The sequence below is a fragment of the Allobosea sp. FG18 genome, from assembly GCF_057809495.1.
Map to the genome: position 1 here is coordinate 154319 of NZ_JBMDKB010000009.1, position 12081 is coordinate 166399.

The 12081-nt window shown below is 67.0% G+C and carries 10 protein-coding genes; 3 read left to right on the forward strand and 7 right to left on the reverse strand.

What is annotated here, in order from left to right; translation table 11 throughout:
• Positions 1 to 34 precede the first annotated feature (34 nt).
• Complete coding sequence (locus tag ACODTJ_RS12460) at positions 35 to 1255, reverse strand: aspartate aminotransferase family protein (RefSeq protein ID WP_454654300.1); 1221 nt, start codon at positions 1253 to 1255, stop codon at positions 35 to 37.
• 545 nt (positions 1256 to 1800) lie between these two features.
• Between ACODTJ_RS12460 and ACODTJ_RS12465 the strand changes: the two genes are divergently transcribed.
• On the forward strand, positions 1801 to 2343 hold the full coding sequence (locus ACODTJ_RS12465) for a GcrA family cell cycle regulator (protein WP_454654301.1): 543 nt from the start codon (positions 1801 to 1803) through the stop codon (positions 2341 to 2343).
• A 208-nt stretch (positions 2344 to 2551) separates the two neighbouring features.
• Here the strand turns inward: ACODTJ_RS12465 and ACODTJ_RS12470 are convergent, their stop codons facing one another.
• From ACODTJ_RS12470 to ACODTJ_RS12490, 5 genes are all read right to left on the reverse strand, one after another.
• Complete coding sequence (locus ACODTJ_RS12470) at positions 2552 to 3595, reverse strand: amino acid ABC transporter permease (RefSeq protein ID WP_454654303.1); 1044 nt, start codon at positions 3593 to 3595, stop codon at positions 2552 to 2554.
• On the reverse strand, positions 3592 to 4752 hold the full coding sequence (locus ACODTJ_RS12475; protein ID WP_454654304.1) for an amino acid ABC transporter permease: 1161 nt from the start codon (positions 4750 to 4752) through the stop codon (positions 3592 to 3594). Before ACODTJ_RS12475 ends, ACODTJ_RS12470 begins: the two co-directional genes overlap by 4 nt.
• Positions 4753 to 4919: 167 nt before the next feature.
• Positions 4920 to 5951, reverse strand: a complete 1032-nt coding sequence (locus ACODTJ_RS12480) for an amino acid ABC transporter substrate-binding protein (protein ID WP_454654305.1) — start codon at positions 5949 to 5951, stop codon at positions 4920 to 4922.
• 97 nt (positions 5952 to 6048) lie between these two features.
• Entirely contained in the window at positions 6049 to 7092 is a 1044-nt protein-coding gene (locus ACODTJ_RS12485) for a GMP reductase (protein ID WP_454654306.1), read from the reverse strand.
• A gap of 111 nt (positions 7093 to 7203) precedes the next feature.
• A complete protein-coding gene (locus ACODTJ_RS12490; RefSeq protein WP_488848956.1) occupies positions 7204 to 8286 on the reverse strand; it encodes a DMT family transporter in 1083 nt (360 codons plus the stop codon).
• A gap of 286 nt (positions 8287 to 8572) precedes the next feature.
• Here ACODTJ_RS12490 and ACODTJ_RS12495 point away from each other — a divergent pair, with 286 nt between their 5' ends.
• Entirely contained in the window at positions 8573 to 9682 is a 1110-nt protein-coding gene (locus ACODTJ_RS12495; RefSeq protein ID WP_454654309.1) for an AbrB family transcriptional regulator, read from the forward strand.
• 6 nt (positions 9683 to 9688) lie between these two features.
• On the opposite strand, the gene ACODTJ_RS12500 is transcribed toward ACODTJ_RS12495, so the two are convergent.
• On the reverse strand, positions 9689 to 10858 hold the full coding sequence (locus tag ACODTJ_RS12500; RefSeq protein WP_454654310.1) for a glycosyltransferase: 1170 nt from the start codon (positions 10856 to 10858) through the stop codon (positions 9689 to 9691).
• A 168-nt stretch (positions 10859 to 11026) separates the two neighbouring features.
• Here ACODTJ_RS12500 and ACODTJ_RS12505 point away from each other — a divergent pair, with 168 nt between their 5' ends.
• Positions 11027 to 12076 carry a glycosyltransferase family 2 protein gene (locus tag ACODTJ_RS12505; protein WP_454654311.1) on the forward strand — a complete coding sequence of 350 codons (1050 nt, stop codon included), beginning with the start codon at positions 11027 to 11029 and terminating at the stop codon, positions 12074 to 12076.
• Positions 12077 to 12081: the final 5 nt, after the last annotated feature.

Consider the following 12081-nt stretch of genomic DNA (forward strand, 5'->3'; position numbering starts at 1 on the left):
TTACGCTTCGCTGGTGTGGGGCTTGCGGATGAACTTATTCGGCGGCCGGCCGCTTCAGCGCGGCTTCGATCGCGCCCGCCGTCTTGTCGAGACGCGACACGGCTTCCGCGACATCGGCCTCGGTGATGATCAGCGGCGGCAGCAGGCGCACGACATTGTCGCCAGCGCCGACGACGAGCAGGCCATGGGCGCGGGCTTCGTTGACGAACTCGGTGTTCAGCGTGTGCAGCTTGAGGCCGAGCATCAGGCCCTCGCCGCGGATCTCGGCGATGACGTCCGGGTGCTTGTCCTTGAGCTCTGCCAGCGACTGCTTCAAGCGAAGAGCGATCTGGCCGACATTCTCGATGAAGCCGGGCGCCAGCACCACGTCGAGCACGGCATTGCCGACAGCCATCGCGAGCGGATTGCCGCCGAAGGTCGTGCCATGGGTGCCGAGCGTCATGCCGGAGGCGGCCTCCTCGGTCGCGAGGCAGGCGCCCATCGGGAAGCCGCCGCCGATACCCTTGGCGATCGACATGATGTCGGGCGCAACGCCATACATCTCATGCGCGAAGAACTTGCCGGTGCGGCCGACGCCGGTCTGGATCTCGTCGAAGATCAGCATCAGGCCCTGCTCGTCGCAGAGCTCGCGCAGCAGCTTGAGGAAGCGGGCCGGCACGGAGCGCAGGCCGCCCTCGCCCTGGATCGGCTCGATCATCAGCGCGGCCGTCTCGGGCGTGATCGCGGCGCGCAGCGCCTTCTCGTCGTCGAAGGGCACCTGGTCGAAGCCGTCGACCTTGGGACCGAAGCCGTCGATGTATTTCTGCTGGCCGCCAGCGGCGATGGTCGCCAGCGTCCGGCCGTGGAAGGCGCCTTCGAAGGTGATGATGCGGTAGCGCTCGGGATGGCCCTTCGCGGCATGGTATTTCCGCGCCATCTTGATGGCGCACTCGTTCGCCTCGGCGCCGGAATTGGTGAAGAAGACGCGCTCGGCGAAAGTCGCCTCGCAAAGCCGGCGGGCCAGCCGCTCGCCATCCGGCGCGCCATAGAGGTTCGAGGTGTGCCAGATCTTGCCGGCCTGCTCGGTCAGCGTCTTGACGAGATGCGGATGGGCGTGGCCGAGCGCGTTGACCGCGATGCCGGCGCCGAAATCGAGATAGCGCGTGCCATCGGCCGTGATCGCCCAGGGACCTTCGCCGCGCTCGAAAGCGACGGGGGCACGGGCATAGGTCGGAACAAGCACGGACTGGCTGGCGGAAGCAGGGGCGGGAGCCATGAGACGAAGATCCTCGCGAAGGGGACGGGGTGAGAAACGGATTGGCGCTGAACGGAGAACGACGATCCGGGATGGATGCTGCAGGCATGCAGCCACGATAAGACCCGGTGACGACGTTATCGTCGCACCCAGCTCCCGATCTCTCGTCGCGCCGTCATCCGCATCGTCGGAACCTTGATCCGCCAAACATAAGCGCCGCCCGATCGGGGGCGGCGTCACCTTGTGGATAAATATGCTTAAGGCGGCCGCGACTGTCAATTCAATGCCGCAGGGACAGTGTTGCCGAAAGGATTCGCTTGACCGCCCGATGGCGAATCGTCTGGGGAAAAGCCCAAATCGGATTCGCCGACTCTTGTTCGCGAGTCACCGCAGCTTGTATGGTCGGCTTCGTCAGATACGACATTTCGTGCGGCGCCTCCTGTACCGTCTGTTGCGGCAGTAACGGCCTTGTCCTTGCGACAGCGCCGCCGGTCCCGGATTCCGTCACGAAGCGCCCTTAAAGGCAGGACCCGCGAGGGGCCGGCCGGACAAGACAGGTGATGCGGATGAACGAAGCCGGAGCATGGACGGACGAGCGCGTCGAGCAGCTCAAGAAGCTCTGGAGCGACGGGCTGAGCGCCAGCCAGATCGCCGCCGAGCTGGGAAATGTCACGCGCAATGCGGTGATCGGAAAGGTCCACCGCCTCGGCCTCTCGGGCCGGGCCAAGAGCGCGGCACAGCCCGCCGCGCCACGCAACAGCGCCCCGCGCAAGGCACCGGCCCGCACGCCGAGCCACCCGATGGCGGCGCCTGCCCCGACGCGCGGCGCCCATGCGCTGGCCCCGGCCTTCGCCCCCGAGGCGGAGATCGAGGTGGAAGCCGTGCCGCTGCCGTCCGAGGACGTGGTGATCCCGTTCTCGGAGCGCGTCACCATCATGGACCTGCGCGAGTACATGTGCCGCTGGCCGATGGGCGACCCGACAACCCCTGAATTCCGCTTCTGCGGCGCCCGCTCGCAGACCGGCCTGCCCTATTGCAGCCACCATGCCCGCATCGCCTACCAGCCCGCCGCCGATCGCCGGCGCGACCGGAGCAAGGTCCGGGCCTGATCGGCTTCGGAGCAGCGAATAAAGAAAACCGGCCGAAAGGCCGGTTTTTTTGTTGCCCCTTTCACCGCCGTCATCCCGGACAAGCCGCGAAGCGGCGCTGATCCGGGATCCATTCCGGAACCTTTGCCGGAAGCGCTCCGGAATGGATCCCGGGTCTCCCTTTGGTCGCCCGGGATGACAGCGTTTTTTTGAGAGGTGTCCCGCTCCGTCACAACCTCCGCTTCTTCTCGAGCGAACGGCTCCAGCGCGAGAGCGCGAAGCAGATCAGCCAGTAGATCGCACCCGAGAAGGCATAGGCCTCCATGTTCATGCCGACCCAGTTGGGATCGGCCAGCGAGGCCTGCGCGATGCCGAGCAGGTCGAGGATCGAGACGACCAGCACCAGCGTCGTGTTCTTGATCAGCGCGATGAACTCGTTGGTCATTGCCGGCAGCGAGATGCGCAGGGCCTGCGGCAGGACGATCAGCCCCGTCGCCTTCCAGTAGTTGAGGCCGAGCGCCGTCGCCGCCTCGCGCTGGCCCTTGGGCAGGGCCTGCAGGCCGCCGCGCACCGCTTCCGCCATATAGGCGGCGATGACGAAGCCGAGCCCGATGACGGCGCGCGCCAGCCGGTCGATGCCGATGCCGCCGGGCAGGATCAGCGGCAACAGGAGCGAGGCGAGGAAGATCACCGCGATGATCGGCACGCCGCGCCAGAACTCGATGAAGATCACGCTGATCAGGCGGATGATCCTGAGTTCCGATTGCCGGCCGAGCGCGAAGATAATGCCGAGCGGGATCGCGATCAGGCTCGAATAGACCGAGATGAACAGGGTCAGCGTCAGCCCACCCCATTCGCGCGTCTCGACATGGCGCAGGCCGAAGCTTCCGGAGAGCAGCCAGATGCCGAGCGGCGGCAGGATGACCAGCAGCGCCAGCGCGAGCTTCAGGCGGAGGCGCTGTGGCGCGAAGACGACCGCCAGCACGCTCGCCAGGACGAGAATGCCAGCGATATCGACGCGCCAGCGCTGGTCGACGGGATAAAGCCCGTACATGAACTGGCCGAAACGGGCGCGGATGAAGACCCAGCAGGCGCCACCGGGCGCGCAGTCGGCCCGCGTCGAGCCAATCCAGGTCGCGTCGATCACGGCCCAGCGGATCAGCGGGATGGCGATCCAGGCCATAAGGACGATCAGCACCACGCTGGTGAAGCCGGTGAAGGGCGTGCCGAACAGGCGCTCGCGCCAGATCGAGAGGGAGGGGGCGCGGGTCATCGCGTCACCAGGGCGATGCGGGCGTTGTACCAGTTCATCAGGGCCGAAACGGTGAGCCCGATGACGAGGTAGACCGCCAGCGTCATGGCGATGATCTCGATCGCCTGGCCGGTATTGTTGAGCGCCGAGCCCATGAACAGGCTGACCACGTCGGGATAGGCGATCGCGGCGCCAAAGGACGAATTCTTGAGCACGTTGAGATACTGGTTGGTCAGCGGCGGGGTCATCACCCTCAACGCCTGCGGAATGACCACGAGGCTGAGGATGCGGCCGGGACGCAGGCCGAGCGCCGAGGCGGCCTCGCTTTGCCCCTTCGCCACGGATTCGATGCCGCCGCGCACGATCTCGGCGATGAAGCCGGCGGTATAGGTGACGAGCGCCGCAAGCAGCGCGACGAATTCAGGGATGACGACGAAGCCGCCGCGATAGTTGAAGCCGCGCAGCACCGGAATGTCCCAGCGCGTGGCGAGACTGGCCCAGGCGATGGCCAGCGCCGGGACGACCACGATCAGGCCGATGCCGATGGCGAGCAACGGCGCATCCTGCCCGGTGCGCTCCTTGCGCTTGCGCGCCCAGACGCTGGCCAGCCAGTAGCAGAGCCAGGAGGCGAGCACCGCCAGCGCCGCCCAGCGGAAATTGCTGGGCGCATCCGGCAGCGGGATGGTGAGCCCGCGATTGTTGAGGAAGGCGACGCCGAACAGGCCGATGCTCTGGCGCGGCTGCGGCAGGGCGGCGATGACGCCGAAATACCAGAACAGCACGAAGAACAGCAGCGGGATGTTGCGGACGAACTCGATATAGGCGCCGGCAATGGTCGAGAGCAGCCAGTGCGAGGACAGCCTGGCAATGCCGAGCGCGAAGCCAAGCAGCGTCGCCAGCACGATGGCGATCACCGTGACCAGCATGGTGTTGGCGACGCCGACCCAGAACAGGGCGAAGATATCGTCCGACTGGGTATAGCCGGTCAGGACGAAGGGCACCTCGATGCCCGAGGTCCGCCAGAGGAAGTCGAAGCCCGAGGCGATGCCGGCCTTGACCATGTTCTCCGAGGCGTTGCGCACGAAGAACACGGTGAGGCCGACGAGCAGCAGGATCAGGGCGATCTGGTAGAACCAGTCGCGGACGCGCTTGTCGTTGAGGAGGGACAGGACATTCATGCCGCGAGGCCTTCGCAACTTGCGTCGGAAACGCGCGGTCATCCCGGATGGAACGAAGTGGAGACCCGGGATCCATGCCGGAACGGTTCAGGCATGGATCCCGGATCGGCGCCGCTCACGCGGCTTGTCCGGGATGACGCGCTGGCGGGGTCGCTAGGCGTCCGCTCTCACTGGAAGGGCGGAGTGAAGAGCAGGCCGCCCTTGATCCAGAGCTGGTTCTGGCCGCGCTCCATCTTCAGGTTCGAACCCATGCCGACGGTGCGCTCGAAGCTCTCGCCGTAGTTCCCGACCTGCTTGATGGCGTTGTACATCCAGTCGTTCGAGAGCCCCATCATCGCGCCGAAGCCACCCTCGGCACCGAGCAGGCGACGCACTTCCGAGTTCTTGGAGTTCGCCTTCATGTCGTCGACGTTCTTGGAGGTGACGCCGAGCGCCTCGGCGGCGATCATGCCGTTCAGCACCCAGCGCACGACGAGCTGCCAGCGCTCGTCGCCCCAGCGCGTCACCGGGCCCTGCGGATCGTTCGAGATCGGCTGGGTCAGGATGACGTGATCCTCGGGGGTCTTGAGCTTGGCGCGCTGGCCGGCAAGCGCGCCGACGCCGGCGGTATAGGCGTCGCAGCGGCCGGCGTCATAAGCGGCGATGGCGTCGTCGTTCTTCTGGAAATTGGTGATGGTGGTCTTGAGGTTGCGCTCGCGGAACCAGTCGGCGGCGTTCTTCTCCTCGGTCGAGCCGGCGGCGACGCAGACCGAGGCGCCGTCGAGATCGGCCGCCGTCTTGGCATTGGCCGACTTGCGGACGATGAAGGTCTGGCCCTCGTAGAAATTGATGCCCTGGAAATTGAGGCCGAGCGTCGCGTTGCGCGAGAAGGTGATGGTCGAGTTGCGCGAGAGCACGTCGACCTGGCCCGATTGCAGGATCGGCCAGCGCTGCTGCACCGAGGTCGGCGTGTACTTGACCTTGTTGGCATCGCCGAGCACGGCGGCGGCGAGCGCCTTGCAGTAATCGACGTCGAGCCCGCTCCATTCGCCCTTGTCATTGGCGAAGGAGAAGCCGGGCAGACCGAGATGCACGCCGCATTCGAGATTGCCGCGCGCCTTGATGGCGTCCAGCGTCGGGCTCGGCGCGAGCTGCTGCGCCTGCGCCACCGAAGCTCCCGCGGCGAGCATGACCGCCGCACTCAAGATCCTGATCGTCATATCCGTCTCCCCGAAGCCGTCGGGCGGCTCTCTATGTTGCAGGGCGACTATGCAACAGGCGCAAGGAAAGCGGTAGCGGCGGAAATGCCAATCCGCGTCAGTTACCGAAGATGGTGTTGAGCTGGCTGCCGACCATGATGAAAGTGGTGCGCTTCGACATCTCCTTCAGACGGACCGCGCCGATATAGGTCATGGCCGAGCGCACGCCGCCCATCAATTCCTGCATCGTGCCCTCGACCGGGCCGCGATACGGCACCTCCACGGTCTTGCCCTCCGAGGCCCGGTATTTGGCGACGCCGCCGGAATACTTGTTCATCGCCGTATCCGAGGACATCCCGTAGAAGATCATCGCCACCGGCACCTTCTCGCCGTCGCGCTCCTCGTAGCGGATCTCGCCCTCGCACTCGTCATGGCCGGCGAGCATGCCGCCCATCATCACGAAATCGGAGCCGCCGCCATAGGCCTTGGCGACATCGCCCGGCACGGTCAGACCGCCATCGCCGCAGACGAGGCCCTTCAGGCCATGGGCCGCATCCGAGCATTCGATGATGGCGGAGAGCTGCGGATAGCCGACGCCGGTCATCTTACGGGTGGTGCAGACCGAGCCCGGCCCGATGCCGACCTTGACGATATCGGCGCCGGCGAGGATCAGCGCCTCGGTCATGTCGCCGGTGACGACATTGCCGGCCATGATCGCCGCGTCCGGGAAGGCGGCGCGCGTCGCCTTGACCGTGTCGACGAATTTCTCGGTATAGCCGTTGGCGACGTCGAGACAGATCTTGGTGATCGGCGACTGGGCGTGGACGGCCTTCAGCTTGTCATGGTCGGAATCGGTCGTGCCCAGCGAATAGAAGGCATTGGCGGAGCCGGGCTCGCGGAAGAAGGCGATCAGTTGCGCGGCGCTGTAGTGCTTGTGCAGGGCGACCATGGCGCCGTGCTTCAAGAGCGCCCTGGCCATCGCCATGGTGCCGACCACGTCCATGTTGGCGGCGATCAGCGGGAAGCCCTTCCACTCCTTGCCGGTATGGGCAAAGTGGAAGCTGCGCTCGACATCGACCTCGGCGCGGCTGCCCAGCGTCGAGCGCTTCGGACGAATCAGCACGTCGCGGAAGTCGAGCTTCGGGTCGTTTTCGATGCGCATGATCCGGCCTCTGGATGTCGTGCCGCGCGGGGCGAAGCCGGGCGGCCGCACGCGGGAGAGGCGTGCGCCGATTCATAGCGCCCGGGACGGGGACGGCGCAATCCCGGCCGCTCAGACCGGGGCTGGCGGCGGCGCGACCCTGCGGGCGTTCTTGCGGATCGTGTAGAGCGTCGCGCCGATGACGACGGCCGCGCCGAGCCAGGTGGTGAGCTCGGGAATCTCGGCGAAGAAGACGAAGCCGGTAAAGCTCGCCAGCAGCAGGCGGCTGAAATCGAGCGGCGCCAGCGCCGCCGCCTCGCCGACCTGATAGGCGCGGGTGATCAGCCATTGCCCGGCGGTACCGAACAGGCTGAGCGTGATCAGCCAGAACCATTGATTGGGCGTCGGCGGCTGCCACCAGAGCAGGGTCGGCACGGACAGGAGCACGATCAGCACGATGCCCTGATAGAGCAGGATCGTATCGGTGCGCTCGCTCGCGGCGAGCTTGCGCACGCTGACCGTGATGGCGGCGCCGCATATCGCGCCGGCGACCGCGAGCAGGGCATAGATATCCAGCCCCTCCGAGCTCGGGCGCAGCATGATCAGCACGCCGATGAAGCCGATCACGGTCGCAGCCCAGCGCCGACCGTCGACCACCTCCTTGAGGAAGAGCACCGCCGCGATGGTGACGAACAGCACCTGGCTGAAGCCGATCGCGGTCGCCTGGGCAAGCGGGATCTTGATCACCGCGGTGAAGCCGCAGAGCATCGAAAGCAACGTGACCACGCTGCGGAAGATCTGCAGGCCGAGCCTGTCGGTATGCAAGGCCCGCCGCAGGCTGCCGGCCGCGAAGAGCAGCAGGATCGCGGTCATGATCACCTGCCGGATCAGCAGAATCTGCACGAGCGGAATGCCCTGTCCGACATGCTTGATGCCGGCGACCATTACCGCATAAACCAGCATCGCCGCGAACATGAGGACCGAGCCGCGCAGATTGGGGCTCGCGCCGCGCCACCAATAGCGCAGACGCTGCCTGCGGCTTTCGAACCAGCCCACCCCGCCTGCTTTCGCACCAACGGGCGGTTCAGGCTCGACGATCGGGCCAAGACGAGAAACACCCGGCTCGGGAGGCGCAGAAGCGGCTGGCTCGTGCCAGGGGGCATTGCCCTCGAACCCCGGCCGACCCTGCCGGCCGGACTGCCGCTCCTCGCTCATCACCCTCAACCAGTGGTCGGCGGCCGATGACCGGCCCAGCATTTCATCCCTGCCGCAAATCATTGAGGAAACGCGGCAATTCGGCCAATGACAATGCGACATGGCCGCGTTGTCCCGGCCGCGCGACGCGCAGGGGCGACATACCCGGCGCGGGCTGTGCAACGGCGCGAACAGTCTCTAGGAGGAACCCGAAAGGGACCTGCCGCTTGACGCTTCGAGACCGCCCCTCTTCCCGCTTTCGGGCCATGGCAACCGACCGGTTGAGCCGGCACGGCGGACCAGGCCGATGAAGGCCCTGCTCGACGATTTCCTGGGCGGGATCAAGGCTCTGGCTCCCAGCCGCTTCCCCTATCGCCGCTTTGCGCTGGCGCTCGCGCTCGGCGGGCTCGGCGGCTGGCTCTTCGTGCAGGCCAAATTACCCCTGCCCTGGATGCTGGGCTCGATGGTGTTCTGCACCTTCGCGGCCCTGATCAGCCTGCCTGTGGCTGCGCCGTCCGTAATCCGTCCGCCGATGACGGCGGTGATCGGCGTGATGCTCGGCGCCTCGTTCAAGCCCGAGGTGATCGCGCAACTGCCGAACTGGCTGCCGACGCTGGCCGGGCTCGTGCTGTTCATGGTCGCCTGCGGGCTGTGCTGCGTCAGCTATTTCCGCCGCGTCGCCGGGTTCGATCCCGTCACGGCCTTCTTCTCGGGCATGCCGGGCGGGCTGATCGAGATGGTCACCGTCGGCGAGGAGAAAGGTGGCGATGCCCGCATCATCGCCTTGATCCACTCGGCTCGTATCCTGCTGGTGGTGATGACGCTGCCCTTCATCGTGCAGTGGATCGGCGGGGTCACGCTGAGCGGTGGGCGCGTCGCCGGCCCGTCGCTGGCACAGACGCCCATCAGCTCCGAGCTCTGGCTGATCGGCTGCGGCATCGTCGGCGTGATCGTCGGGCACTGGCTCAGGATGCCGGCGAAATATCTGCTCGGCCCGATGCTGGTCAGCGCGATCGTGCATGTCGCCGGCCTGAGCGCCGCGATGCCGCCGTCGGAAATCGTCAATGCAGCGCAGCTCGTGCTCGGCGTGACGATCGGCTGCCGCTTCGTCGGCACGCCGCCGCGCATCATCCTGCGCGTGCTCCTGCTCTCGGTCGGCTCGACCGCGATCCTGCTGGCCCTGACACTGGGCTTCGCCTGGCTCGTCGCGCTGGTCTCCGTGCACGGCCATATCCCGCTGATCCTGGCCTATTCGCCCGGCGGCCTCGCCGAGATGAGCCTGATCGCGCTGGCGCTCCATACCGAGGTCGCCTTCGTGGCGGCCCACCACATCATCCGCGTCTTCCTGGTGATGGTCTCGGCCGGCCCGATCTTCGGCCTGATCGGCCGCCGCGCCGGCAAGGCCGCGGCGGAATAGCCGCTCTTAGCCCCTGGCGGCGGCAAGCCCGCGTGCGAGGCCATCCGCCAGCGCCTTGCGCTGGCTCGCCATGAAGGCCGCGCCGTCGATGCGTTGCCGATCCCCTGAGCGGATCGCCGCGACGCGCTCCGTCAGCGCCCGGGCGAAATCCTCGGCCGTATCGGCGAGGGTGAAATTGGCAGGCATTTCCGTGAAACCGCGGCAGGACAGGGTCGTGGCGACGGCCGGCAGGCCGAGCTGCATCGCCTCGATCGTCTTGAGCTGCACGCCGGTTCCGGCCCGGCTCGATAGCGCGACGAGCCGGCAGGAGCGCAGGAAGCCTTCGGCCGAGGGCACCCGGCCGACAAGCGTCACATTCGGCGGCGCGCGCAGCTCGGGCGGGACGCGCCCGGCAACCGCAACGCGGATTCCCTCCGGGAGCAGCGGACAGACCTCGCGCAGGAACCAGTCGAGCCCGATCAGATTGGGGCCCCAGGTCCAGGTGCCGATCAGGCCGATATCGAAGGCCGGGGCCTCGCCGAGATCATCCGGCGGGGCTGCGGCCGCGCTCCCGGACACCAGCGGCAGGGCACAGGACTTCGCCTGATGGGCGGGGCCGAGCGCCCGTCGATCCTCCTCGGCCAGCGTCCAGATGAAGCGCGCCTCGTCCCAGAGCCGCCGCTCCAGCCGCTCGAGCAATTGCGCCTCGCGCCCGTAGAGCCGGCGCAACAGCGGATTTCCGGCATGCTCGGCATTCTGCCGGGCCGAGACATGCTCGATATTATGTTCGACCAGGATGCAGGGCGCGATCCGCAGCAGCTCGGGAAAGGCACCGGGCAGCATGACCGAATTCAGGACCAGCGCATCGAAGGGTCCCTGCGCCCGGACGGCCTCGACGAGGCGGCCTGCTCCGGCGAGCCTGAGTTTCGCGCAGGCCACCGGCAGCCCGAGCCGCACGGCGTCGACGAGCCAGCGCAGCTTCTGCACGGCCGGAACCACCGCGTTCTCGATATCGGCCTCAGTGACCACGATCGCCTGCTCCGGCTCCGCCGGGATCTCGCCGGGACGGAGGAAGCCGATCGCGGTGACCGTGTGCCCGGCCTCGCGCAATGCCGAAAGGATCGCCGCATTGGCGATCTCGAAGCCGGTATCCGGCCGGGCGACGGGGATGAGCGAAGTCAGGAAAGCAAGGCGCAAGGCGAAAGAGCTCGTCGGCAGGAGGTCATTCCACTCCTCCCATTGGCCGGGCAGGTCAAGCCATGCCGCCGGCTATGATCAACGGGAGTTGCAGGGATCCGCCGCTCTTTCGAGAGAGGCGGACACCGAACCTTAAGTTGCCGCAGCCTAGTTTGCAGGTCGATGACCATGGCCAGCCAGACAAACGAAAGCATGACGAGAGGCGAGCGAGACCGCTCCGCCGGGCCGGTTTTCGGCACGCCCGAAAGCTTCGAGGTGGTGGCATGCTCGGCGCCGGAGGCGCTGGCCGGGGTTACGAGCGTCGTCTGCGTCCCGACCTTCCGGCGCCCGGAGATGCTGGAGGCGACCTTGCGCTCGCTCGCCGGCCAGAAAGGCGGGCATGATTTCGCGGTGATCGTCGTCGAGAACGAAGGCGTCGAGCGGGCCGGAGCCGCCCGCGCCAGCGCGCTGCTTGCCGCTGGACTGTTCAAGGGCTTCGTCATCGTCGAGCCGCGCCAGGGCAACTGCAAGGCCTATAACGCGGCCTGGCGCTGCGCATTGACGCGCTTTCCCGCGCTGGAACAGGTTCTCGGCATCGACGACGACGAGGAAGCCGAGCCCGGATGGCTCGATGCCTTCGTCACGGCGGCCCGCACGGCGCCTGCCGAGCTGTTCGGCGGTTCGGTGACAGCCGCCTTTGCCGATGCGTCGCGTACCTGGCTCTCGGCGCATCCGGTATTCCGTTCGCATTACAGTGTCTCCGGGCCGGTGCCGATGCTCTATTCCAGCGCCAATTACCTGATCCGGCGCGGCGTGCTCGACCGGCTCGGTTTCCCTTTCCTCGACGAGAGCTTCGACTTCACCGGCGGCGGCGACACGGATTTCTTCACCCGCGCCAAGGCCGCCGGCTTCCGCTTCTGGTGGGTGCAGGAGGCCGCGCAGCGCGAGACCATGCCGGAACGGCGCAGCGAATTCAGCTGGATCAACGCACGCGGCCTGCGCAACGGCGCGATCTCGGCCGCGATCGAACGGCGGCAAAATCCTGGAACCGCCGGAAGGCTTCGGGTGCTGGCGAAATCGCTGGCCCTGCTGGCCGCGTCGGTCCCGCGCGGGCTTGCTCTGGGCCTCCGCACGCGCTCCGGGGTGATCGGGCTCTACCACGCCCAGGTCGCGATCGGCCGATTGATGTCCGAATTCGGCGTCGCCAACGAGCAATATCGCAAGCCCGAGAACAACTGACCGGC